Consider the following 22,902-nt stretch of genomic DNA (forward strand, 5'->3'; position numbering starts at 1 on the left):
CGCCTCGTTTCATGCCTATACGCGCTCGATGATCGCGGCCGTGCCCATGCCGCCTGCGACGCAAAGGGTGATCAGCGCCGTTGCCGCGTCGCGCCGCTCGAGTTCGTCGAGCGCCGTGCCGAGCAGCATCGCGCCCGTCGCCCCGAGCGGATGCCCGAGCGCGATGGCGCCGCCGTTGACATTGACCTTGCCGTGATCGATCCCGAGTTCCTCCATCGTGAAGAGAACGACTGAAGCGAAAGCCTCGTTGATCTCGAAAAGGTCGATGTCGGAAATCGCCATGCCGGCGCGCTCCAGCGCCAGCCGGGTTGCCGGAACCGGGCCGGTGAGCATGATCGACGGTTCGGAGCCGATGTTGGCCCATGCCCGCAGGCGCGCCCGCGGCTTGCGTCCCAGCTTTCCGGCCGCGCGCGGCGAGCCGAGCAGCACGGCCGCCGCCCCGTCGACGATGCCGCTGGAATTGCCGGCGGTATGGACGTGTTCTATGCGCTCCAGCGCCGGATATCGCAGGGTTATCCGCGCATCGTAGCCGGCCTTGCCCGCATCGGCGAAGGCAGGGCGGAGCTTCGCGAGATCGCCGGCGCCGGTGCCGGGGCGCGGATGCTCGTCCCTCGCGAGCACGATCCGCCCGGCGACATCCGCCACGGGCACCAGCGACCTGTCGAAGACGCCGGCCTCCTGCGCCCTTGCCGCCCGCGCCTGGCTCTCGGCGGCGAAACCGTCCACGTCGGCGCGGCTGTAGCCGCGCTGCGTGGCGATGACATCGGCGCCGATGCCCTGCGGGACGTAATGGCTCGCCAGGGTCTCGCGCGGGTCGGACGCCCACGCGCCCCGGTCCTCGCCCATGGGCACGCGGGTCATGTGCTCGATGCCGCCGCCGACCGCGATGTCGATCTGGCCCGCCCCGATCTGCCCGGCCGCCGCGCAGACCGCATCGAGCCCCGATCCGCAGAAGCGGTTGATCTGGACCGCGGGCACCTCCTGCGGCCAGCCGGCGGCCAGCACGGCGGCGCGGGCGATGTCGCCGCCCTGTTCGCCGACCGGCACGACGCAGCCGAGAACGACATCCTGCACGGGCTGCCCGGACAGGTCGTTCCTCGCCGCCAGGGCGCGCAAGGGCGTGGCGGCGAGCCGTATCGGGCTGATCGGCGCCGCGCCCCCGCCACGTTTGCCGCGCGGCGTGCGCACGGCGTCATAGATCATGATGTCGGTCATTCCGTGAGTCTCCCCTGTTTCATTTTTAGCATGATAATTTCATTCTGCGGTATTGCAATGGTCGATTTAACAAAGTAGTGTCCGCAAAGTGAATGAAATAAGCAGAGGAAGCGACAGGAATGGGCGAACTGGTGACGACGACGATCAGTCCCGACGGCATTGCGATCCTGACCCTGGACATGCCCGGTCAGTCGGTGAACGTCCTTTCTCCCGAGGTGCGCCGCGCGTTCGTCGAGGCGGGCGACGCGATCATCGCCGACCCGGCCGTCACGGGCCTCGTCGTGACGTCGGGCAAGGATTCGTTCATCGCCGGGGCCGACCTGCGTTTTCTGCAAACGCTGCGCGGTGCGGCGCCGGAGACCGTCGCGGAGCAGATGGCGCTGATGCGGGATTTCCTGCGCCGGCTTGAGCTGTGGGGCAAGCCGACTGTCGCCGCCCTCACGGGAACGGCGCTCGGCGGCGGCCTCGAGATCGCGCTCGCCTGCGGCATGCGGGTCGCGGCCGACAACCCGGCGGCGCAATTCGGTTTGCCGGAGGTGACGCTCGGCCTGCTTCCGGCGGCGGGGGGCACGCAGCGCCTGCCGCGCCTGATCGGCATCGGGAAGGCGCTGCCGCTCATGTTGAAGGGCACGCGCCTCGGCGTCGGCGAGGCGAAGGCGTTGGGGTTGATCGACCGGGTGGTGTCGGCGCGGGATCTCCTGTCCGCCGCGCGGGAGATGATCCTCGCGTGCGAGGACCCGGCGCGGCCGTGGGACGGTAAGAATTTCGCGGCTCCCGGCATGCCGATCGACAGCCGCGAGGCGCAGCAGTTCTTCGCGGTGCAGTCCGCCGCGATCCACGCCGAGACGCGCGGCAACTTCCCGGCGCCGCCGGCGATTCTCTCCTGCGTCTACGAAGGCATGCGCCTGCCGATCGACGCGGCGCTGAAAGTCGAGCTCGGTTACATGATCGGGCTCGTGACCGGCGACGTCGCCCAGAACACCATCCGCACCTTCTTCTTTTCCATCGGCGACGCGCGCAAGGCGAAGGGGCGTCCGGCCGCGCCGGCGCTCGAACTGTCGCGGCTCGGCGTGCTCGGGGCCGGCACCATGGGCGCGGGCATCGCGGAAGTCGCGGCGGGGAACGGTCTGGACGTGGTGCTGATCGATCGCGACAAGGCGGCGGCCGAGGCGGGGCTGGGCCAGATCGCCGCATCGCTCGACAAGCGCGTCGGCCGGGGCCTCCTGTCGCGGGAGGCGCGCGACGCGACCCTCGCCCGCATCGCGGCCACGGGCGATTTCGCCGATCTCGCGGGCTGCGAGGCCGTCATCGAGGCCGTGTTCGAGGATCGCGACATCAAGCGCGACGTCACCCTCAAGGCGCTGGCCGCGACGGGCCCGGACATCCTTTTCGGCTCCAACACGTCCAAGATTCCGATCACCGATCTTGCGAAGAACGCGTCGCGGCCCGACCGTTTCATCGGCCTGCATTTCTTCTCCCCGGTGCCGCGCATGGAGCTGCTCGAAATCATCCGCGGCGCGGAGACCTCGGACGAAACCCTCGCGCATGCGCTCGATCTCGCGCGGATCCTCAAGCGTGTGCCGATCGTCGTCAACGACGGGCCGGGCTTCTTCACCTCGCGCTGCGTCAGCACGTTCCTCAACGAGGGCATGGCGCTGCTGCGCGACGGCGTGGTGCCGGCGGTGATCGAGAACGTCGCCAGGGCCGTCGGCATGCCCGCCGGGCCGCTCATGCTCGCCGATGGCGTCGGCCTCGATCTCATGTTGCAGATCCGGCGTCAGGAAGCGGCCGATCGCGGCGCGCCGGACGAGATCACGCCTGAAATCGCGGTGCTCTCGCGCCTCGTCGATGCGGGGCGCTTCGGACGCAAGCACGGGGGCGGCTTCTACGACTACGGCGCCGACGGCGCGCGGCTCTGGGCGGGGCTCGCCGACCTCTGGCCGCCGGCGTCCGCGCAGCCGGACGCCGCGGTGATCGGGCGGCGGCTGTTGCACATCCAGGCGATCGAGGCGGTCAGATGCTTCGAGGCCGGGGTGATAGACAGCCCGGTGACGGCCGACATAGGCTCCGTGCTGGGCTGGAGTTTCGCGCGCCACACCGGCGGCGTCTGTTCGTACATCGAGACGGTGGGGACCGCGCGTTTCGTCGCGGAGTGCCGGGAACTGGCGGAAACCGAAGGCGCGCGTTTCGCGCCTCCCCGGCTTGTCGAGGACATGGCCCGCGACGGGCGGCGCTTCTACTGAGAGGAGACGGACGATGCAAAGGCCCTTTCGCGAGGACCACGAGATGCTGCGCACGGCCGCGCGCAGGTTCATCGAATCGGAGATCGTTCCCTATCATGCGGAATGGGAGCGCGATCACATCGTCCCCAAGGAGGTGTGGCGCAAGGCCGGCGCGGCGGGGCTGCTGCTTTGCGCGATCCCGGAGGAATACGGCGGCGGCGGCGGCGATTTCGGCCACTCGGCGGTGATCATCGAGGAACTGTCGCGCGTGAACGCGACCGGCCCCGGCTTCGCGCTCCATTCCGACATCGTGGCGACCTACCTGAAGAACTTCGGCACGGAGGAGCAGAAGCGGCTGTGGCTGCCGCGCATGGCCGCCGGCGAGGTGATCGGCGCCATCGCGATGACGGAGCCGAGCACGGGCAGCGACCTCGGGGCCGTGCGGACCGTGGCGCGGCGCGACGGTGACGCCTACGTGATCAACGGCCAGAAGACCTTCATCACCAACGGCCAGAACGCCGGCCTCTACATCGTGGTCTGCAAGACCGATCCGGCGGCCGGGCGCAAGGGCATCAGCCTGCTCCTCGTCGAGGATACGCGCGAGGGCTTTTCGCGCGGCCGCTCCATCGAGAAGCTCGGCCAGCACGCGCAGGATACCGTCGAGCTTTTCTTCGAGGATGTGCGGGTGCCCGCCGCCAATCTGCTGGGCGAGGAGAACAAGGGCTTCTACTATCTGATGCGCGAACTGGCGCAGGAGCGGATGATCATCGCGCTGCGCGCGGCGGCGACGCTGGAGGCGACCCTTGAGCAGACGATCGCCTACACGCGCGAGCGCAAGGTCTTCAATCAGCCGGTTTTCGAGTTTCAGACCGCGAAATACCGTCTGGCCGAGGCCAGGGCGGAGATCGCCATGTGCCGCACCTTCGTCGACGCCTGCCTCGCGGATCACCTCGAAGGCAACCTGACGCCGGAACTCGCGGCGATGGCCAAGCTGACGTCGAGTGAAATGCTCGGCCGCTGGGTCGACGTCTTTCTGCAATTGCACGGCGGCTACGGCTACACGCGCGAATACGCCATCGGCCGCGCCTGGGCGGACGCGCGCGTGCTGCGCATTTACGGCGGCAGCTCCGAGATCATGCGCGAGATCATCAGCCGCAAGCTTTAAAGGGCTTGTCGATCAAAATCAAAAAGCCTCCAGGAACAACGGGGAGAGGGCCGATGGCCAACAACAAGGGTGTTGACGAGGACGTTTTCGGGCATCTGCTCGACCAGGTTCGCCGCTTCGCGCGCGAGCGGCTGTTGCCCGCCGAGGAGCGGGTGGAGGCGGAGGACGACATTCCCGCCGAAATCGTCGCCGAGATGCGGGAACTGGGGCTGTTCGGCATCTCGATTCCCGAGGAATACGGCGGCATCGGGCTCAACATCGTTCAGGAAGCGCAGGTGGTCGAGGAGCTTTGCTACGCCTCGATCGTCTTCCGCTCGTTGATCGGCACCACCGTCGGCATCGGCTCGCAGGGGCTCGTGATGGATGGGACCGAGGAGCAGAAGCAGAGCTACCTGCCGCGCCTCGCCACGGGCGAGATCATCGCGTCCTTCGCCCTGACGGAGCCCGATGTCGGTTCGGACGCGGCCCATATCCGCACCTCGGCGCAGCGCGACGGCACGGATTTCGTGATCAACGGCACCAAGCGGTTCATCACCAACGCCACGCGCGCGGGCATGTTCACGCTTCTGGCGCGGACCGACCCGGATAACCCCGGCGCCGGCGGCATATCCGCCTTTCTCCTGCCCGCCGACACGCCCGGCATCCGGCTCGGGAAACCCGACAGGAAGATGGGCCAGCGCGGCACGCGCACCTGCGACGTCATTCTCGACGACGTCCGGCTGCCCGAGAGCGCGATCATCGGCGGCCCGGCCAATCTCAACAAGGGCTTCCGCACCGCGATGAAGGTGCTGGACCGCGGCCGCGTGCATGTCGCCGCCGTGGCGACGGGCGCGGCGCAGCGCATGGTCGACGTCGCGACCGCCTATGCCGCCGAGCGCCGGCAGTTCGGCGTGCCGATCGGGCAGCATCAGCTCGTCCAGGCGCTGCTCGCCGACAGCCAGACAGAGCTGCTCGCCGCCCGCGCGCTTACCCGCGCCGCCGCCGAGCTCTACGACCGCGAGGGCAAGGCCGTGATGGAGGCCGCCTGCGCCAAGCTGTTCACCACCGAGGCGGCGGGGCGCATCGCCGACCGCGCGGTGCAGATCCACGGCGGAGCGGGCTACATGGCGGAATACGCCATCGAGCGGCTCTATCGCGACATACGCCTGCTGCGGATCTACGAGGGCACGAGCCAGATCCAGCAGATCATCATCGCGCGCAACATGCTGGCCAGCTTGTCGAGCTGAGCGCGGCGGGCCGCCGATAACATCCGGCGCGTCAGGCGTACCGCCCCGAAACCCTGCCGGCGATCCAGGCGATGAAGGCGCCGACCAGCGGGTTGTGCTGGGTCTTGAGGGGCGTCACGACATAATAGGCGCCCGGCCCCGCGTAGGGCGTCTCGCTGAGCTTCACCAGCCGGCCGTCGGCCAGTTCCTGCTCGACGAGGAAGCTTGGCACGAGCGCCACGCCCATCCCCGCCATCGCGGCCTGAATCGTCATGGCGAACTGGTCGAACATCGGGCCGCGATAGGGGTGGGGATGGTCGGCGCCGACGGCGTCGAACCAGTGCCGCCACAGACCGGGCCGCGACGCCTGTTGCAGCAGCGTCGCCTCGCGCAGATCGGGCGTCTCGCGCAATCCCCGCTCCCGGACGTGGCCGGGGTTCGCCACGGCGATGATGTTCTCGTGGCAAAGATAGGTGGCCTCGCCGTGCGGCCATGTGGGCGCGCCGTAATGGATGGCGACGTCGACGGATTTTTCCGAAAAATCGAACGGCCTGGGCTCCGACATCAGGTTGACGGTGAGCGACGGGTGGGCCGCGATGAAATCCGGCAGGCGCGGAATGAGCCATCGCGAGGCGAAGGTCGGCAGCACGGCGACCGTCAGCGTCGTGCCGCCGCCCGCCGCGGCGACGATGGCGTGCGTTTCCAGCTCATAGTCGCGAAGGATCCTGCGCACCGAGCGCAGGTAGTGTTCCCCCGTCGAGGTGAGCGTGACGCGGCCCTTCGTGCGGTCGAAGAGCACGATGCCGAGCGTTTCCTCAAGCTGGCGGATCTGCTTGCTGACGGCGCTTTGCGTCAGGGCCAGTTCCTCCGCCGCCCTGGTGAAGTTGCCGTGCCGTGCCGCGGCTTCGAAGGCCGTCAGCTCCTGAAAGGACGGCATCAGGCTGCGTGAGAACGCCATCGCGGGCTCCTGTCATTCCAGAATGTCATGAGGCGACAACATACCATCGCTTGCGACGATCTCGGGAAGCGGAAAAATCATGTTCGACGCCATCCGGTCCCGCGTCGCTGCGGGAGGGCCGCGGCGTCGGAGCGGCCCGTGTTCCGCCCGATCCGTCGAGTTGAACGCAAGCTGCTGTCGATACAGGTTTTATTGCGCCGACAACGCGCCCACGATAACGTTCCAGAGGCCGGCATGCCCCGTTCGCTTATTGTCCATGAGAATTTCCTGCGCCGTGTCGCGGCCGGCGATTTTCCGCCGGGGAGCCCTCCGGCAGGCGGGCTGTCGAACGCCGAGGCGGTCGGTCTCTACCGGGCGCAATGCCTCAGCCGCGCGCTCGACCGCACGAGCCGCGCCATGCAGAAGGCCGGGCAGGGGTATTACACCATCGGTTCGTCGGGCCATGAGGGCATGGCGGCGGTCGCCCATGCCCTGCGGCCGACGGACATCGCCTTCCTGCACTACCGTGACGCCGCCTTCCAGATCGCCCGCGCGGCGCAGGTGCCGGGTCAGACGATCGCCTGGGACATGCTGCTGTCCTTCGCCGCCGCGAGCGAGGATCCCATTTCCGGCGGCCGGCACAAGGTGTTGGGATCGAAGGCGCTCACCATTCCGCCGCAGACGTCGACCATCGCCAGCCATCTGCCCAAGGCGGTGGGGGCGGCGTTTTCGCTGGGCCTCGCCCGGCGGCATCCGCCCGAGCATCGCGCGCTGCCGGTCGATGCGATCGCCATGTGCTCCTTCGGCGACGCCTCGGCCAACCATTCCACCGCGCAGGGCGCCTTCAACACCGCCCAGTGGACGGCCTATCAGGGAACGCCGCTGCCGTTGCTGTTCGTGTGCGAGGACAACGGCATCGGCATTTCCACGAAGACGCCCACGGGCTGGATCGCGGCGACCTTCTCGAACCGGCCGGGGCTGGCCTATTTCCACGCCGACGGCCTCGATATCCACGATACGTTCCGGGTGGCGCGGATGGCGGTGGATTTCGTGCGCCTGCGCCGCAAGCCCGCCTTCCTGCATCTGCGCACGGTGCGCCTCTACGGGCACGCCGGCGCCGACATGCCGACCACCTACATGAGCAGGACCGAGGTGGAGGCCGAGGAAGGCAACGATCCGCTGCTGCACACCGCGCGCCTGCTGAGCGAGGCCGGGGCGCTGGAGCCGGCGCAGGCGCTGGCGATCTACGAGGAAACCTGCGCCCGCGCCGAGCGCATCGCGGCGCACGCCGTCACCCGGCCGCGGCTGCGCGACGCGGCGGGCGTGATGGCGAGCATCGTGCCGCCCGCCCGCGCCTGCCGGCAGGGCAACGGCCCCTCGGCGGAGGAGCGCGCGGCGGTCTTCGGCGGCGACATCCGCGCCATGGACGAGCCGCAGCCCATGAGCCGCCTGATCAACTGGGCGCTCGCCGACCTGATGCTCCCGCACGGCGAGATCGTGCTCGCCGGCGAGGATGTGGGGCGCAAGGGCGGCGTCTACGGCGTGACCCAGAAATTGCAGGGGCGTTTCGGCCCGGACCGGGTGATCGATACATTGCTGGACGAACAGGCCATTCTCGGGCTCGCCATCGGCATGGCGCACAACGGCTTTCTCCCGGTTCCCGAAATCCAGTTCCTGGCCTATCTGCACAACGCCGAAGACCAGCTTCGCGGCGAGGCGGCGACGCTGCCGTTCTTCTCCAACGGCCAGTACGCCAACCCGATGGTTGTGCGCATCGCGGGCCTCGGCTACCAGAAGGGTTTCGGCGGCCATTTCCACAACGACAACTCGCTGGCGGTTCTGCGCGACATTCCCGGCCTTGTCATCGCCTGCCCCTCCACCGGCGCGGATGCCGCGCGGATGCTGCGCGAATGCGTGCGCCTGGCGCGCGAGGAACAGCGCGTCGTCGTCTTCGTCGAGCCCATCGCCCTTTATCCGATGCGCGACCTCCACGCGGAAAAGGACGGGCTGTGGATGACCCGCTACCCGCCGCCGGACGAGCGCATCGCGCTCGGCGACATCGGCGTTCACGGCGCGGGCGCCGATCTCGCCATCGTCACCTACGGCAACGGGCACTATCTGTCGCGGCAGGCGGAAAAGACCCTGCGCGAGCGCGGCGTCGACCTGCGCATCATCGATCTGCGCTGGCTCGCGCCGCTGCCGGAAGCGGCGCTGCTCGACGCGACCCGCGACTGCCGCCATGTGCTCATCGTCGACGAGTGCCGCCGCACGGGCAGCCAGTCCGAAGCGCTCATGGCGCTGTTCGCCGAGCGCACGCGCACGCCGGCGGCGCGGATCGCGGCGGAGGATTCGTTCATCGCCACCGGGCCGGCCTACGCCGCCACGCTCCCCTCGGCGGAGGCGATCGTGGCGCGCGCGCTCGAACTCGTCGGGGAAAAGGCATGAAAACCGCTGTCGTCATCTGCCCCGGACGGGGCACCTACAACAAGAGCGAACTCGGCTATCTCGCGCGCCATCACGCGGACAAGGCGTCCCTCCTCGCCGCATTCGATGCCGAGCGCCGGGCGCGGGGGCAGGAGGAACTGGCGGCGCTCGACGGCGCGGCGACGTATGCGGTGGCGCGCCACACGCGCGGCGACAACGCCTCGGGCCTCATCTACGCCTGTTCCTGCTTCGATTTCGCCGATATCGACGGTGAGGCCGTCGAGATCGTGGCCGTGACCGGCAATTCGATGGGCTGGTACTCGGCGCTGGCCTGCGCGGGCGCGCTCACGCCCGAGGACGGCTTCACCGTCGTCAACACCATGGGCACGCTGATGCAGGAATCGCTCATCGGCGGCCAGATCATCTATCCTTTCGTCGGTGAGGACTGGGCGGACGACGACGCGCGCCGGCGGGAGCTGCTGGCGCTGGCCGCTTCCATCCATGCGCCGCCGCTGCGTCATCTGGCGTTGTCCATCGATCTGGGCGGCATGCTGGTGCTGGCGGGCGACGCGGCGGGGCTCGACGCCTTCGAGGCCGCCGTGCCGCCGTTGCAGGGCCGGTTCCCCATGCGCCTCGCCAACCATGCAGCGTTCCATACCGCCTTGCAGGAACCGGTGGCGGAGCGCGGGCGTGCCATGCTCGACCACGGGCTGTTCGGCCAGCCGCGATTGCCGCTCGTGGACGGGCGCGGGGCGATCTGGTGGCCGCATGCCAGCGATCCCGCCGCGCTGCGCGATTATACGCTCGGCGCGCAGGTGACGCAGCCCTACGACTTCACCCGCGCCGTGGTCACGGCGGCGCGCGAGTTCGCGCCCGATCTCTTCATCGTCACGGGACCCGGCACGACGCTGGGCGGCGCCGTGGCGCAATCGCTGATCCGCGCGGGTTGGCGCGACATGCGCGCCAAAACCGATTTCCAGCGCTTGCAGGAGAGCGATCCCGTCCTCGTTTCCATGGGGATCGACGAGCAGCGGCGAACGGTGACGCGTCCGCGCTGAACCGCCGGAAAGCGCGGCGAGGCGGATCATTCCATACTGGAATGGAGTTCTCGAATCCCGTCCCTTTCAGGGATGTGCATGTGCTGACAGGATTGTCGACAGCGCCGCGACAATCGTCAAACCAGAGGTTTTGCGCGTTTCATTGAAACGCAAAAATCCTCTGACTTTTTGATTTTGAGCGAATTCTTGTCGATCAGATATTCCATTTGATCGGAATGCCCTCCAGAGAAGGAAGCCCTCATGTCGTCCGGTTCCTCCCGTCCCTCCTTCGCCGCCGAGGTGCCGTCGTTGCTGGCGGAACTCGGGGTCGAGGCCGCCCGCTTCACCGGCGGCAGCCTCAAGGCCCGTTCGCCGATCACCGGCGAGATCCTCGCCGCGGTTCCGCAGGTCGACGCGGCGCAGGCGAAGGCCGCCATCGACCGCGCCCACGCCGCTTTCCTCGCGTGGCGGCTGGTGCCCGCGCCCCGGCGCGGCGAACTCGTGCGCCTGCTGGGCGAGGAACTGCGCGCGCACAAGGAGGCGCTCGGCCGCCTCGTCTCCATCGAGGTGGGCAAGATCACCTCCGAGGGGCTCGGCGAGGTGCAGGAGATGATCGATATCTGCGATTTCGCCGTCGGCCTCTCGCGCCAGCTCTACGGCCTCACCATCGCCACCGAGCGCGGCGAGCACCGCATGATGGAGACCTGGCATCCGCTCGGCGTCACCGGCATCATCTCGGCCTTCAACTTCCCCGTCGCGGTGTGGTCGTGGAACGCGGCGCTCGCGCTGGTATGCGGCAATTCCATCGTCTGGAAGCCGTCCGAAAAGACGCCGCTGACCGCGCTCGCCACCGATGCGCTGTTCCGGCGCGCCGTGGAACGTTTCAGGAGCGAGGGCGGCACGGCGCCCGAGGGACTGTCGGAACTGCTCGTCGCCGGCCGCGACGTGGGCGAGGTGCTGGTCGATCATCCCGCGGTGCCGCTCGTTTCCGCCACCGGCTCGACGGCCATGGGCCGGGCGGTCGGCCCGCGCGTCGCGGCGCGCTTCGGGCGCTCCATCCTGGAGCTTGGCGGCAACAACGCGGCGATCGTCACGCCCACCGCCGATCTCGACCTGACGCTGCGCGGCGTCGCCTTCGCCGCCATGGGCACGGCGGGCCAGCGCTGCACCACCCTGCGCCGTCTGTTCGTGCACGAGAGCGTCTACGACAGCCTCGTGCCGCGCCTGCGCAGGGCGTATGAGTCCGTTCCCGTCGGCAATCCGCTGGAGGCGGGCAATCTCGTCGGCCCGCTGATCGACAAGGCGGCGTTCGACGCGCAGCAGGCCGCGCTGGCGGAAGCCCGGACAGTGGGCGGCGTCGTTTGCGGCGGCGAGCGGGTCGATGCCGGCTTCGGTCCCGACGCCTACTACGTGCGCCCGGCGCTGGTGGAGATCCCCGCCCAGACGGGGCCGGTGGAGAAGGAGACCTTCGCGCCCATCCTCTACGTCATCCGCTACGGCGATTTCGACGCGGTGCTCGCGCTTCACAACGCGGTGCCGCAGGGGCTGTCGTCGTCCATCTTCACCAACGATCTGCGCGAGGCGGAGACTTTCCTCTCGGCGCGCGGTTCGGATTGCGGCATCGCCAATGTCAACATCGGCCCCTCGGGCGCGGAGATCGGCGGCGCCTTCGGCGGCGAAAAGGAGACGGGCGGCGGCCGCGAGTCCGGCTCCGACGCCTGGAAGGCGTATATGCGGCGCGCCACCAACACCATCAACTACGGCCGCACCTTGCCGCTCGCCCAGGGCGTGAAGTTCGACATCGCATAGAGACTTTCCGCGTTTCATCGAAACGCGCCCGAGGAGACGCACCATGCACGCACCTGCCGTCGTCACGGAAGCCTTCCGCCCCGCATCCCGGCTCGCCGCCATCGGGGTGTCGGAAATCCTGCGTATCACCGGGCTCGCCAACGAGCTGAAGCGCCTCGGGCGGGACGTCATCGTCCTCGGCGCGGGCGAGCCGGATTTCGACACGCCGCAGCATGTCAAGGACGCGGCGGCGCGGGCCATGGCGGCGGGCGCGACCAAATACACCGCCCTCGACGGCACGCCGGAGCTGAAGGCCGCGATAGCGGCCAAGTTCCGGCGCGACAACGGACTCGCGTTCTCGCCAGGGGAAATCACGGTTTCCACCGGCGCGAAGCAGGTTCTCTACAACGCCATGATGGCAAGCCTCGATCCCGGCGACGAGGTGATCATCCCGACGCCCTTCTGGGTGAGCTACGCCGATATCGTGCTGATCGCCGGCGGCAGGCCGGTGCTCGTGCCATGCACGCAGGAGAACGGTTTCCGGCTCACGGCGGAGGATCTCGAACGGGCCATCACCCCGCGCACGCGCTGGCTGATGCTCAATTCGCCGTCCAATCCCTCCGGGGCGGCCTATTCGGAAGCCGACTACCGGCCGCTTCTCGACGTGCTGCTGCGCCATCCGCATGTCTGGCTGATGGTCGACGACATGTACGAGCACATCGTCTACGACGATTTCCGCTTCGTCACGCCGGCGGCGATCGAGCCCGCGCTGGGCGGGCGCACGCTGACCGTCAACGGCGTGTCCAAGGCCTATGCGATGACGGGCTGGCGCATCGGCTACGGCGCGGGTCCCGCCGCGCTCATCCGGGCCATGGCGGTGGTGCAGAGCCAATCGACATCGTGCCCCTCGTCCATCAGCCAGGCGGCGGCGGTGGCGGCGCTCGACGGGCCGCAGGACATCGTCGCCGAGCGCCGGCGGTCGTTCCAGGCGCGCCGCGATCTGGTCGTGTCCGCGCTGGACGCCATCGACGGCATCACCTGCCGCGTGCCGGAAGGGGCGTTCTACACGTTCGCGAGCTGCGCCGGCCTGATCGGCCGCAAGACGCCGGACGGCGCCGTCATCGACACCGACGCCGGTTTCGCGGAATACCTGCTGCGCAGCGTCGGCGTCGCGGTGGTGCCCGGCTCCGCCTTCGGCCTCGCGCCCTATTTCCGCATCTCCTACGCCACCTCGACGGCGGAACTCGAAGAGGCGTGCCGCCGCATCGCGGACGCCGTGACCGGGCTTGTGTGAGCGGGCTTGCGTGAGCGGGGCGGCGCGGTTCCCGATGTCCGCGAGACCATTTCACCGTTTTCCTGAAGCGATGAAATGGTCCGGCTTCCTTGATTCCACCGCAACCTGCGTTCAATGCGACGGATCGGCTTGCGCCCGCGCGCCGCGCCGGCGGCCTGAACGGACCTCGCGCCAGGCCAGCAGAAGGGCGCCGGAGACGATCATCAGGCTGCCGACGATGCTCGGCGGCGAGGGGATCGTCCCGAAGGCCAGATAGTCGAACACGGCCGCGAAGACGAGGGTGGAATAGAGCACCGGCATGACGAGGCTGGCGTCGGCGAGGCGCATGGCCTCCATCGTGCAGGTTTGCGCCAGCAGCATGAAGCCGCCGAGCGCGACCATCATGCCCACCTGCGGCAACGTGGGCCAGACGGCGACGGACGATGCGACGGCGACCGACAGCACGGTTCCGATGGCGTTGTTGATCAGCAGGATCTTCAGGCGGGTTTCGGCGCGCAGGAGCAGCTTCACGCAGATCATCTCCGAGCCCAGAAACAGCGCCGAGAGCAGGGCGATCAGCATCGCCGGCTCGACATGGCCGAAATCCGGCCGGATCAGGATCACCGCGCCGGCAACCGCCATCGCCGCCGCGCCCCAGCGCCACGGCCCCACACGCTCGCCGAGGAAGGGCACCGCCAGAAGCATCGCGATCACGGGATTGAGGAAACTGATGGCGGTGGCGTCGGCGAGACTGATCAGCGCGGCGGCGGTGAACAGCGCCGTCGTGCCGCCCCAGCCGAAGAGCGTCCGCAGGCCATGCAGGGGAAGCGCGGAGAGGGCGATGCCGGTGCGCAGCCGCGCGGCGAACGGCAGCAGGAACATGAAGGCGAAGACGAAGCGCCCCGCGCTGATCTCGAAGGCGGGGAGCGCGGCGCCCTCCGTGCCCGCGCCGATGCCGTGGGCCAGGGCTTTCGCCAGGAAGGTGGTGGTCGCCACCAGCGCCGCCGCGACCGCCATGATCAGAATGCCGGCCAGGGAATTTCCGGCCGGTGCGTTGGTGGTGCTCATGTTCGGGTCGCAGCTTTCATTGCTTCAGGAGCCGAGCTTCAGGAGCCGATGAGGACGGCTGCTTGCCGGGCGCGCAGGGCGGCGAGGATGCTCGGGGCGACGATGCGCGAGGTCTTGGGATTCGAGGAGGGAAAATTGCGGCTGACGAAAGTCACGCAAACCTCGTCGGCGTCGATGGCCAGCTCGTGAATCGCGCCGGGAATGGTCGGGTCCATCCACATGTCGATGGTGGTGCGGTCGAAGCCGATACCGGCAAGGCTGATGGCGACGGCGACGTTCATGTGGCGCGGGAAATGACGGGCGGCTTCCCTCGCGGTGCCGCTGAACACCCTGACCGGCTCCGGGGGCGGCGCGTGCCTGAAATCCAGCCCCTGCGCCAGCACATAGGGCTCGTTGGCGAGCGATTCCGGCTTGATGGAAGTCTTCAGCGCCACCTTGCGCAAGGTGCCCTCGGCTGCGCAGCGCAGCATGTCGAGCCCCGGCATGGCTCCCGTCGCGATCCGGATGCGGGCGCCGTGCCGGCGGGCGATATCCTCGATATCGGGAACGGCGAGAAATCCCCCCGCGCTGACGCAGATGAGATCCTTGCCCGCCTCGAGCACGGTCCGCGCGATCTCGGGGAAGGCCGAGCCCGTCGCGGTCTCGACCACGACATCGCAGAGCGCGGGCAGTCCGGCGAGCGGCACGGCCCGCAGGCCGGGCGCCGCTTCGGCGGCGAGGCGGGCGGCTTTCTCAAGGTCGCGCCCGGCGACGGCGACCAGTTCCGCTCCGGCGATACGGCCGTCGAGCAGCGCCTGCGCCACCTGCCGGCCGGCTGTGCCGAAACCGGCTATGCCCACTTTCATCGTCTTCTCCCTGTTCCTTATATTCTGGATGTATTTGGCAAGGCGCGCGAGTTATCCGGTTCCCGGCGGTCGAAAGCGCGTCGGCGAGAACGGCGCGAGGTCTGTCGCGGGGGGGCGGTCGGCGATCAGATCGCAGATGGCCTCGGCGGTTGCCGGCGCCGCGGACAGGCCCACATGGCCGTGGCCGAAAGCGTAGAGCACGTCGCCCAGGGCGGAGGCGCGTCCGATGACGGGCAGGCTGTCGGGAGCGGAAGGGCGGTGCCCCATCCATTTTTCGACTTGCAGGGTTTCGCGCGCGCCAAGGCCCGGATAGGTGGACAGCGCATGATGCAGCAGCACCTCGATCCGCCGCCAGTTCGGCGGCGCGTCCACGCTCGCCAGTTCGACCTGCCCGGCGATGCGCAAGCCCGTGCGCGTGACGGTGTTCGCCATCTTGCCGTCGCTCGGCATGATCGGCGTGCGCGGCGCAACCGGGGGCGAGGCGATGAGGGCGTGATAGCCGCGCTCGCTCTCCAGCGGAATGTCGTCGCCCGTCTGGCGCGCCAGCTCCTTCGCCCTGATGCCGGCGCAGATCACGGCCCGGTCGCAGGCGAGCGTCCCCTCGCTTGTGCGCACGCCACGCAGTTTTCCTCCCTCGCTCGCGAAGCCCAGCGCCCGCGCCCGCTTCAGGGCCGCGCCGCGCGCGACGGCGAGGGCGGTGATCGCCGCGACATATCCGCCCGGATCGAAGCAATGGCCGGCTTCCTCCGCCAGCACGCCGAAGGTGTATCGCGGGCCGACGGCGGGCTCCCGCCGGTGCAGCTCGTCGCTGTCCAGCTCGATCCATCTCACGCCGTTGTCCCGGCGCAGACGCCACGACAGCGCCTCGGCCTCGAATTCCTTGCGGCCGGGATAGATGTAGAGCAGGCCGGATTTGCGAATGAGGTCGGGCTGGCCGAGCTCCGCCGCGATGGCGGCGTGGCGCGCGGGCGAATCGTGCAGCAGGGACGACAGCGCCCGCGCGGTCGCTTCCACCCGCGCCACCGTCGCGCCCGCGCGGATGAAGCGGATGAGCCACGGCGCGAGCCGGGGCAACTGCGACCAGCGGATCGTGAGCGGGCCGTTGGGATCCGCCAGATAGCCCGGCACCTTTTTCCAGATGCCGGGCATGGACATCGGAACGACCGAGGGCGGGCTGATGAAGGCGCCGTTGCCGTAGCTGGCCGCCTGCGTCCCGCCCGCCTCGTCCGGCTCGACGATGGTCACGGCGTGCCCTTCGCCGACGAGCCGCAGCGCCGTCGTCGCCCCGACGATCCCGCAGCCGATCACGGCGACATGAAGAGGGTGTGCAATCATGTGATCGCTCTTTCCGTGTGGTCACCGGATGATTTCCGCGTTTCACCGAATCGCGGAAATCATTCGGGTTTTTGATTTGCGAGCGAATTCCGATCGGAAGGCGCTCTATCGGGCGGCGAGAACTTCCGCATTGCCGCGGATCGAATGCTCGCTGACCGAGATGCCGAGCCCGGCGCCGTCGGGAACGACGACATGACCGTCGCGGTTCTCGATGCGCTGCTCCAGCACGTCTTCCGTCAGAACGTGGTAGGGCATGTAGAATTCGCAGCCGAGAGAGATGCCCGGCGTCGCGGCGATCAGTTGCGTGCCCGCCGCGAGCCCGATGCCGCCTTCCCACAGGGTGCCGCCGTAGCCCGGCAGCCTCGCGGCGTCGGCGATCGCCATGATCGACTGGGCCTTCAGCAGCCCGCCGGCTTTCATGAGCTTGACGGAGATGGCGTCCGCCGCGCGCCGGCGCACGATTTCCATCAGGTCGGCCGCGTCGAAACAGCTTTCGTCGGCGAGAACCGGCGTGTCGAGGGCGCTGGTGAAATGCGCCATCGCATCGAGGCAATCGCGCGGCACGGGCTGCTCGATGAAGGTGGGCCGGAAACCCGCCACGTCCCGCAGCACGTTCATGGCGCCGAAGGGCGGCAGGGCCTGGTTGTAGTCGAGCCGCAGGTCGATCCTGTCGCCGAAGGCGTCGCGCATCGCCTCCAGATGGGCGAGGTCTTCCGCATGCGGCTTGACGCCCGTCTTCACCTTGTAGATGACGTTGCCTGCGGGCACCATTTCCCGCATGCGCTCCATGTCGGCGTTGAAATCCGGGTCCGCGATGGAAAACGACAGCGGGATCGTGTCCCGCACCCGGCCGCCGAGAAGGTCCGCGACGGACAGGCCCGCCGTCTTGCCGAAGATGTCCAGCACGGCCATTTCCACGGCGACTTTCGCTTCCGCGTGGCCGACGATCACCCTGTCCAGCTCCGCCGTCAGCGCGCGCACGCGCTTGACCGGCTTGCCGAGGATGTGCGGGCGCAGGTAGACGTCCAAGGCGGCGAACGCCGCTTCCGGCGTGCCGGTGAAGACCTCCCAGGGCGCAGCCTCGCCCCAGCCGACGACGCCGTCGCTCGACGTCAGTTCGAGAATGACGCGCTTGACGGTGCCCTTGACGTTCCCGACGCCCTGAAGCCGCGCCATCTTGATGGGGCTGCGGATCAGGAAAAGGCGCATGCGCTCGATGATGGCCATGTCAGACGATGCCTCCATTGACGTGCCAGATCTGGCCGGTGACATAGGATGAAGCGGGAGATGCGAGAAAGGCGATGACGGCGGCCACCTCTTCCGGGCGGCCGCGCCGCCGCAGGGGAATCGCCGCCTCGCTGCGGGCGATGGCGTCGGGCGCGAGCTTGCTGGCCTTGCCTTCATCCTTTTCAATGAGGCCGGGCGCGACCGCGTTCACGAGAATGCCCTCGTCCGCCAGCTCGCACGACAGCAGCCGGACGACGGTTTCGAGCGCCGCGCGGCTGGCCGCCGTCGCGGCGAAGGGCGACAGATCCCGCCGGAAGATGTGCGAGACGAAGGACGATGTCGCGACCGCACGCGGCGCGGGCGATGCCGCCAGCGCCGGGCGGGCCGCGTTCACGAGGCGCAGGAACGATCCCGCGCCTTCGTCGACCGCAGCCGACAGCTCCGGACCCGACAGCGCGGTGGCCGGGCCGCGTCTCGCCGCCCCGGCGACGGCGAGGAGAGCGTCGAGCCGGCCGAAGGCGGCGAGGCTTTCCGCCACGAGACGGGCGGCGAAGGCGGGCTCGCACAGGTCTCCGGCGATCGTGGCCGTGCGTGCGCCGCGCGCGGCGGCCTGCGCCGCGACCTCTTCGAGACCGGCGACGTTCGATCGCGTATGCAGGACGATGTCGACGCCGGGACCGGCGATCTGCAACGCCGTGGCGCGGCCTATGCCGCTCGCCGCGCCTGTGATCAGCACGGCGCGGGGTGACTGGACAACGGACAATTCATTCTCCCGAAAGATCAGGATCGCGGCGCGTCAGGACGGCAGGCCCGCGCACGCGCCGCCGGCGGCGCGCGGGCAGCATCCGGCTGGAGCGCCTTCCGATTAAACGGAACGGAATCTGAATAATCTCGGCATTTCGTTGAAATGCCGAAATCATTTAGCTTATTGATTTGACGTGTTTTCTTCACGCAAAGCGGTATCCGCTTTGCTTGAAAACGCTTTAGAGCGAGATGCCGGGAGGAAGGTCCGCTTCCGATACCCCCACCAGCTCCATGTTGGAGACGACGGCCTTGTGAATGAAGCCCGACGCGCGCCGGTCCTCGATCCATTTGGTGACGAAATCCCGCCAGGACGTTTCCTCCTCGCGCCGGAAACCGGCGTTGGATGTCGTCGCGTCCACGGGCGTGGGGACGATGAGCGTGCCGATGGCGGGATTGGCTTTCAGGACGGTGAGCGAGAGAACCAGCACGAGGCACTGGGCGTCGACCCGGCCGGACTGCAACGCCACGGTCGCGTCGCTGGCGTGTTTCAGCCGCGTGATCGTCGCCTTGGGCAGATGGCGCGTGACGGCCGCGTCGTGGGACGAACCGATGTCGACCGCGATGCGCACCTCGGGCTTGTTCAGGTCTTCCCAGGTCTTCGGCTCGAACCCCTTGCGCGTGATGAAAGTGAAGGCATTCTTGAATACGGGGCCGGAGAAATCGATGACCGCCTGGCGCTCCGGCGTGGGATTGAGGCCGAAGAAGACGTCGATCTTGTTGGTCTGGAGATCGAGAACCGAATTGCCCCAGGTGGTTTCAGCGATATCGAGCCTGACGCCGAGATCGTCGGCGAGCGCCTGACAGATGTCGATGTAGAAACCGCGCCATTTGCCGCCGAGAAGATCCTTCTTGTAATACGGCGCGCCGTCTGCGACGCCGCCGATGCGCAGTTTGCCGGAGGCGCGAATGCGTTCGAGCGACGCGCCCGCCGCCGGAGCGGCCGTGCCGGCCAGCGGAATGCCGCCCGCCGTCAGGCCGGCGGCTCCCGCTGCGATCAGTCTGTTCAGGTCCCTGCGTGTGATCATGATGATTCCCTCTGGTTGTTGATCGTTGATGTTTCGGCGCCGTCCGCGCTCCCTCGCCGGCGGCAGGTTCATGCCTGCGGCGGGGCGGCCGCCGCAAGGCCGTTCTGGTGGAAGTGGCTCAGGAAGGCGCGTGTCGCCGCCTCGCGGGGCGCATCGATGACCTGCCGCGCCGCCCCTTCCTCGACGACGTAACCGTCGCGCATGAAGATGACCGTATCGGCCACCTCGCGCGCGAAAGCCATTTCGTGCGTCACCAGCACCATGGTCATGCCCTCCGAAGCGAGTTGCCGGACGACGGCGAGCACTTCGCCGACCAGTTCCGGGTCGAGCGCGGATGTCGCTTCGTCGAAGAGCATGACCTCGGGCTTCATGGCCAGCGCGCGGGCGATCGCCACCCGCTGCTTCTGGCCGCCGGAGAGGCGCTCGGGATAGGATTCCGCCTTGTCGTGCAAACCGACCTTGCCGAGAAGCTCCAGCGCCTCCCGTCTGGCCTCCTCCTCCGGGCGGCGCAGCACCGTCACCGGCCCCTCCATCACGTTCCGGATGACGGACATGTGCGGAAACAGGTTGAAGCTCTGGAACACCATTCCCGTTCTCGCGCGGAAGGCCGAGATTTCCCGGTCGCGCGGCAGCCGGTGGCCGGCCGTGAAGTCCATCGTCCGGCCGCCCACGTCAATGACGCCGCTGTCGGGTTTCGTCAGGACATTGATGCATCGCAGCAAGGTGGATTTTCCCGACCCGCTCGGCCCGATGAGCGCGACGACCCCGCCGCGCGGCACCCGCAGCGAGATGCCTTTCAGCACCTTCAGTTCGCCGAAGGATTTCCGCACGTCGATCAGCTCGATCATTGTGTCTTTTGCCATTGCATAGCTCCACTCGTTCCCCTCTTTGGTCTTTTGGTAGCGAGGCCATCTCGCCGGCCGGTATTCTCGCCGCCGGAGACGGTCAGCGGGCGAGACGGCGCTCGAGCGCGGTGGCGAACCGCGTCAACGGGAAAAGGATGATGAAGTAGATGACCGCGATCATCGTGTATGTCTCGAGCGGCCTGTATGTCGCCGAGGTGATGAGCTGGCCCTGATACAGCAGATCCGGCACGGCCAGCACGGAGAGAAGGGAGGTGTTCTTGAGCTGGAGGACCGTCTGGTTGACGAGGGGCGGAAGCATGCGCTTGAGGGCCTGGGGCATGATGATGCGCCGCATGAGCGCGCCTTGCCGCATGCCCAGCGCCGCGCCGGCGTCCCATTGCCCCGTGTCGATGGACGCGATGCCGCCGCGGATGATCTCGGCGTAGAACGAGCCCCCGTAGAGCGTCAGCGTGATGAAGGCCGCGATCGCCGGCGAAAGCTCGACGCCGATCAGGCCGGGCAGCGCATAGTAACACCACACGAGCTGAACCAGAACGGGTGTGCAGCGGAATATCTCGACCAGCGCGACCAGTGGAACGGACAGGAGCTTGATGTCGGCCAGCCGGGCGATCGCGATCATGCAGCCGATCGTCAGGCCGGATACGGCCGTCAGAATCGTGAATCCGATGGTATATAGCGTGCCCACCCACAGAAGGCTGCTATAAGTCCACAGGAATGAGAAGTCCCATTCATACACCATCCGTCGTACCTTTACTTCTACCTCACGCGCTTCCGGCGAAGCGCTGTTGAACGAGACCGGAATGGAACCAGCGCCCCAGGGTGACGATATCGTAGACCGGCAAGCCGTATTCCCGCGCGATGTCCGCCGCGAAAGGCGGTAGATTGGTGCATTCGAGAACGATGGCGCCGATGCCGTCGCTCCCGTCGAGCAGCTTCCTGACGGAAGACAGCACATCGGCGCGCAACAGCGCGGCGTCATAGGGGGCGGCGTGCTCGATGACGCGGCGCAAGATCCCGTTTTCCGGCAGTCCGACGCGCGGCGTCGACGGGTCGGCGCCGACTTCCGCGAAGTGCCGCTCGGTCAGCGCCTGCGCGTCGTAGGTGATGACGCCGGCGCGCTTCCCGCCCGGCAGGGATCGCTCGATCATCGGCAGTTGCATCAGGCTCGATGTGGCGATCGGGATGGACAGGCGCGCGGACAGCGTGCGCTGCCGGCATGCGAGAAAGCCGCAGGAAGTCGTGAGCCCCACGGCCCCCTCCGCCCGCAGCGCCTCTCCGGCTTCCACGAAAGCGTCGATCAGGTCGGCGTCGTCGCCGCCCACGATCTTGCGCGCCGCCGCTCCGCCGACCGTCCTGAACAGGACGTCGAACGGCCATGTCTCACGATGGCCGACATCGCCTGCGGGGCGATGAAAGGCGGTGTCCAGCATGAGAATTCCCAGAGCCGGGGCCGGGGTTATGTCGTCGGTTGCGGGCATGACGATATATCCGATGACTTGCGTCGGGCCGGCGATCGCGCCGGCAAGGGCGTTCCGGCGCGGCGCGGGAAAGGCGCCGCGTGCTGAACCGGCGATGACGGGTGCTTTTCCCGCCGGCCGTCAGAACTGGATGCGCTCCGGTATATCCTTTTCCTCCACGCCGACGAGGGCGAGATTCGAGATGATCCAGCCGCGCAGTGTCCCCAGCGCGCGGTTGTATTCCAGCCAGTTGTTGACATAGTTCAGGAAGCGCGAATCCGGGTCCACGCGCACCCCCGCGCTGGTCGGCTGCTGCATGATCGGGGTCGGGACGGTGATGGTGCCGAGGCGCGGGTTCTTTTTCACCGTGACGAGAGACAGCATCGCGACCTGGATCACGCAGTCGGCGCGGCCGGATTGCACGGCCAGCATCGCCTCGTCGGGCGTCTTCAGCGCGATCAGGTTGGCCTTCGGCAGCACGCGGCGGGCGAACAGGTCGTGCGTCGAACCGATATCCACGGCCACGCGCACGTCGGGCGTGTTCAGCGCCTCCCACGTCGCCGGCGCGAAATCCTGACGCGAGACGATCGTGAAGGTGTTGTTCATCAGAGGCGTGGTGAACTCGACGGTGAGCGCCCGCGAGGGGGTGGGGCTCAGGCCGAACATGATGTCGATCTTGTTCGCCTGCAAATCGAGCACGGAGTTGCCCCATGTCGATTCGATGATCTCCACCTCGGCCTCCATCGCCGCCGCGAGGTCTCTGGCCATGCTGACGCAAAAGCCGCTCCACTCGCCGGTCGCGATGTCCTTGTGGAAATAGGGCTCCGTGCCCACGATGCCGGCGATGCGCAGCTTCCGGCTTTGCCGGATGCGGCTGAAGGTGCCCGGCGCGTTGTCGGCGGCCTTCGCGCTCCCGGCGACGGCCGCGGCGCCGAGAGCCGTCAGGCCGATTCCTGCTGCGAAATTCCTGCGAGATACCATTTTTCGTTCCCCTGTTTTTTGATTCCGG

At 68.2% G+C, this 22,902-nt stretch carries 19 protein-coding genes; 7 read left to right on the forward strand and 12 right to left on the reverse strand.

The genetic code is table 11. The features are described 5' to 3' along the window. Window positions 1-15: 15 nt before the first annotated feature. A complete protein-coding gene (locus ACOYJQ_RS16750) occupies window positions 16-1,215 on the reverse strand; it encodes an acetyl-CoA C-acetyltransferase (protein WP_433460075.1) in 1,200 nt (399 codons plus the stop codon). A 119-nt stretch (window positions 1,216-1,334) separates the two neighbouring features. Here ACOYJQ_RS16750 and ACOYJQ_RS16755 point away from each other — a divergent pair, with 119 nt between their 5' ends. Genes ACOYJQ_RS16755 through ACOYJQ_RS16765 form a run of 3 tightly spaced genes read left to right on the forward strand, consistent with a single transcriptional unit; the run spans window position 1,335 to window position 5,828 of the window. After that, window positions 1,335-3,458 carry a 3-hydroxyacyl-CoA dehydrogenase NAD-binding domain-containing protein gene (locus ACOYJQ_RS16755; RefSeq protein WP_433460077.1) on the forward strand — a complete coding sequence of 708 codons (2,124 nt, stop codon included), beginning with the start codon at window positions 1,335-1,337 and terminating at the stop codon, window positions 3,456-3,458. Window positions 3,459-3,471: 13 nt separating this feature from the next. After that, the gene (locus ACOYJQ_RS16760) at window positions 3,472-4,602 is read left to right on the forward strand and encodes an acyl-CoA dehydrogenase family protein (RefSeq protein ID WP_433460079.1); all 1,131 of its coding nucleotides are present in this window, start codon (window positions 3,472-3,474) and stop codon (window positions 4,600-4,602) included. Window positions 4,603-4,655: 53 nt separating this feature from the next. Further along, window positions 4,656-5,828 carry an acyl-CoA dehydrogenase family protein gene (locus tag ACOYJQ_RS16765; RefSeq protein ID WP_433460080.1) on the forward strand — a complete coding sequence of 391 codons (1,173 nt, stop codon included), beginning with the start codon at window positions 4,656-4,658 and terminating at the stop codon, window positions 5,826-5,828. A gap of 31 nt (window positions 5,829-5,859) precedes the next feature. Here ACOYJQ_RS16765 and ACOYJQ_RS16770 read toward each other — a convergent pair whose 3' ends face one another. Further along, a complete protein-coding gene (locus ACOYJQ_RS16770) occupies window positions 5,860-6,765 on the reverse strand; it encodes a LysR substrate-binding domain-containing protein (protein WP_433460083.1) in 906 nt (301 codons plus the stop codon). A 234-nt stretch (window positions 6,766-6,999) separates the two neighbouring features. Here ACOYJQ_RS16770 and ACOYJQ_RS16775 point away from each other — a divergent pair, with 234 nt between their 5' ends. From ACOYJQ_RS16775 to ACOYJQ_RS16790, 4 genes are all read left to right on the forward strand, one after another. Continuing rightward, window positions 7,000-9,189, forward strand: a complete 2,190-nt coding sequence (locus ACOYJQ_RS16775; protein ID WP_433460085.1) for a thiamine pyrophosphate-dependent enzyme — start codon at window positions 7,000-7,002, stop codon at window positions 9,187-9,189. Continuing rightward, complete coding sequence (locus tag ACOYJQ_RS16780; protein ID WP_433460087.1) at window positions 9,186-10,226, forward strand: ACP S-malonyltransferase; 1,041 nt, start codon at window positions 9,186-9,188, stop codon at window positions 10,224-10,226. Before ACOYJQ_RS16775 ends, ACOYJQ_RS16780 begins: the two co-directional genes overlap by 4 nt. 240 nt (window positions 10,227-10,466) lie before the next feature. Continuing rightward, window positions 10,467-12,014 carry an L-piperidine-6-carboxylate dehydrogenase gene (gene amaB, locus ACOYJQ_RS16785; protein ID WP_433460089.1) on the forward strand — a complete coding sequence of 516 codons (1,548 nt, stop codon included), beginning with the start codon at window positions 10,467-10,469 and terminating at the stop codon, window positions 12,012-12,014. Window positions 12,015-12,057: 43 nt separating this feature from the next. Further along, window positions 12,058-13,287: a pyridoxal phosphate-dependent aminotransferase gene (locus ACOYJQ_RS16790; protein ID WP_433460090.1), complete on the forward strand. Its 1,230-nt coding sequence runs from the start codon at window positions 12,058-12,060 to the stop codon at window positions 13,285-13,287. 111 nt (window positions 13,288-13,398) lie between these two features. Here ACOYJQ_RS16790 and ACOYJQ_RS16795 read toward each other — a convergent pair whose 3' ends face one another. From ACOYJQ_RS16795 to ACOYJQ_RS16840, 10 genes are all read right to left on the reverse strand, one after another. Next, window positions 13,399-14,334 (reverse strand): DMT family transporter, encoded by a 936-nt coding sequence (locus ACOYJQ_RS16795; protein WP_433460092.1) that lies wholly within the window; start codon window positions 14,332-14,334, stop codon window positions 13,399-13,401. A gap of 38 nt (window positions 14,335-14,372) precedes the next feature. Beyond that, window positions 14,373-15,209 carry an aspartate dehydrogenase domain-containing protein gene (locus tag ACOYJQ_RS16800; protein WP_433460200.1) on the reverse strand — a complete coding sequence of 279 codons (837 nt, stop codon included), beginning with the start codon at window positions 15,207-15,209 and terminating at the stop codon, window positions 14,373-14,375. Between the two features lie 21 nt (window positions 15,210-15,230). After that, window positions 15,231-16,514 carry an NAD(P)/FAD-dependent oxidoreductase gene (locus ACOYJQ_RS16805; RefSeq protein ID WP_433460093.1) on the reverse strand — a complete coding sequence of 428 codons (1,284 nt, stop codon included), beginning with the start codon at window positions 16,512-16,514 and terminating at the stop codon, window positions 15,231-15,233. Window positions 16,515-16,619: 105 nt separating this feature from the next. Then, a complete protein-coding gene (locus ACOYJQ_RS16810; protein ID WP_433460095.1) occupies window positions 16,620-17,741 on the reverse strand; it encodes an enolase C-terminal domain-like protein in 1,122 nt (373 codons plus the stop codon). Window position 17,742: 1 nt separating this feature from the next. Beyond that, the gene (locus tag ACOYJQ_RS16815) at window positions 17,743-18,504 is read right to left on the reverse strand and encodes an SDR family NAD(P)-dependent oxidoreductase (protein ID WP_433460097.1); all 762 of its coding nucleotides are present in this window, start codon (window positions 18,502-18,504) and stop codon (window positions 17,743-17,745) included. Window positions 18,505-18,724: 220 nt separating this feature from the next. Further along, the gene (locus tag ACOYJQ_RS16820) at window positions 18,725-19,570 is read right to left on the reverse strand and encodes a transporter substrate-binding domain-containing protein (protein ID WP_433460098.1); all 846 of its coding nucleotides are present in this window, start codon (window positions 19,568-19,570) and stop codon (window positions 18,725-18,727) included. 68 nt (window positions 19,571-19,638) lie between these two features. Further along, on the reverse strand, window positions 19,639-20,433 hold the full coding sequence (locus ACOYJQ_RS16825; RefSeq protein ID WP_433460100.1) for an amino acid ABC transporter ATP-binding protein: 795 nt from the start codon (window positions 20,431-20,433) through the stop codon (window positions 19,639-19,641). Between the two features lie 82 nt (window positions 20,434-20,515). Next, window positions 20,516-21,175: an amino acid ABC transporter permease gene (locus ACOYJQ_RS16830; protein ID WP_433460102.1), complete on the reverse strand. Its 660-nt coding sequence runs from the start codon at window positions 21,173-21,175 to the stop codon at window positions 20,516-20,518. A gap of 22 nt (window positions 21,176-21,197) precedes the next feature. Next, the gene (locus tag ACOYJQ_RS16835) at window positions 21,198-21,914 is read right to left on the reverse strand and encodes an aspartate/glutamate racemase family protein (RefSeq protein WP_433460105.1); all 717 of its coding nucleotides are present in this window, start codon (window positions 21,912-21,914) and stop codon (window positions 21,198-21,200) included. Between the two features lie 120 nt (window positions 21,915-22,034). Further along, complete coding sequence (locus tag ACOYJQ_RS16840; protein ID WP_433460107.1) at window positions 22,035-22,874, reverse strand: transporter substrate-binding domain-containing protein; 840 nt, start codon at window positions 22,872-22,874, stop codon at window positions 22,035-22,037. Window positions 22,875-22,902 lie beyond the last annotated feature (28 nt).

This window comes from Pseudochelatococcus sp. (assembly GCF_050946405.1).
In the GTDB taxonomy this organism is placed as follows: Bacteria; Pseudomonadota; Alphaproteobacteria; order Rhizobiales; family Beijerinckiaceae; genus Pseudochelatococcus.

What these genes read in the sequence shown, in the direction of transcription:
- ACOYJQ_RS16775 (WP_433460085.1), top strand. Translation starts at nt 7,000, where the DNA reads ATGCCCCGTTCGCTTATTGTCCATGAGAATTTCCTGCGCCGTGTCGCG.
- ACOYJQ_RS16825 (WP_433460100.1), bottom strand. Translation starts at nt 20,433, where the DNA reads ATGGCAAAAGACACAATGATCGAGCTGATCGACGTGCGGAAATCCTTC.
- ACOYJQ_RS16795 (WP_433460092.1), bottom strand. Translation starts at nt 14,334, where the DNA reads ATGAGCACCACCAACGCACCGGCCGGAAATTCCCTGGCCGGCATTCTG.
- amaB (WP_433460089.1), top strand. Translation starts at nt 10,467, where the DNA reads ATGTCGTCCGGTTCCTCCCGTCCCTCCTTCGCCGCCGAGGTGCCGTCG.
- ACOYJQ_RS16760 (WP_433460079.1), top strand. Translation starts at nt 3,472, where the DNA reads ATGCAAAGGCCCTTTCGCGAGGACCACGAGATGCTGCGCACGGCCGCG.
- ACOYJQ_RS16830 (WP_433460102.1), bottom strand. Translation starts at nt 21,175, where the DNA reads ATGGTGTATGAATGGGACTTCTCATTCCTGTGGACTTATAGCAGCCTT.
- ACOYJQ_RS16780 (WP_433460087.1), top strand. Translation starts at nt 9,186, where the DNA reads ATGAAAACCGCTGTCGTCATCTGCCCCGGACGGGGCACCTACAACAAG.
- ACOYJQ_RS16810 (WP_433460095.1), bottom strand. Translation starts at nt 17,741, where the DNA reads ATGGCCATCATCGAGCGCATGCGCCTTTTCCTGATCCGCAGCCCCATC.
- ACOYJQ_RS16765 (WP_433460080.1), top strand. Translation starts at nt 4,656, where the DNA reads ATGGCCAACAACAAGGGTGTTGACGAGGACGTTTTCGGGCATCTGCTC.
- ACOYJQ_RS16805 (WP_433460093.1), bottom strand. Translation starts at nt 16,514, where the DNA reads ATGATTGCACACCCTCTTCATGTCGCCGTGATCGGCTGCGGGATCGTC.
- ACOYJQ_RS16820 (WP_433460098.1), bottom strand. Translation starts at nt 19,570, where the DNA reads ATGATCACACGCAGGGACCTGAACAGACTGATCGCAGCGGGAGCCGCC.
- ACOYJQ_RS16755 (WP_433460077.1), top strand. Translation starts at nt 1,335, where the DNA reads ATGGGCGAACTGGTGACGACGACGATCAGTCCCGACGGCATTGCGATC.
- ACOYJQ_RS16790 (WP_433460090.1), top strand. Translation starts at nt 12,058, where the DNA reads ATGCACGCACCTGCCGTCGTCACGGAAGCCTTCCGCCCCGCATCCCGG.
- ACOYJQ_RS16840 (WP_433460107.1), bottom strand. Translation starts at nt 22,874, where the DNA reads ATGGTATCTCGCAGGAATTTCGCAGCAGGAATCGGCCTGACGGCTCTC.
- ACOYJQ_RS16770 (WP_433460083.1), bottom strand. Translation starts at nt 6,765, where the DNA reads ATGGCGTTCTCACGCAGCCTGATGCCGTCCTTTCAGGAGCTGACGGCC.
- ACOYJQ_RS16750 (WP_433460075.1), bottom strand. Translation starts at nt 1,215, where the DNA reads ATGACCGACATCATGATCTATGACGCCGTGCGCACGCCGCGCGGCAAA.
- ACOYJQ_RS16835 (WP_433460105.1), bottom strand. Translation starts at nt 21,914, where the DNA reads ATGCCCGCAACCGACGACATAACCCCGGCCCCGGCTCTGGGAATTCTC.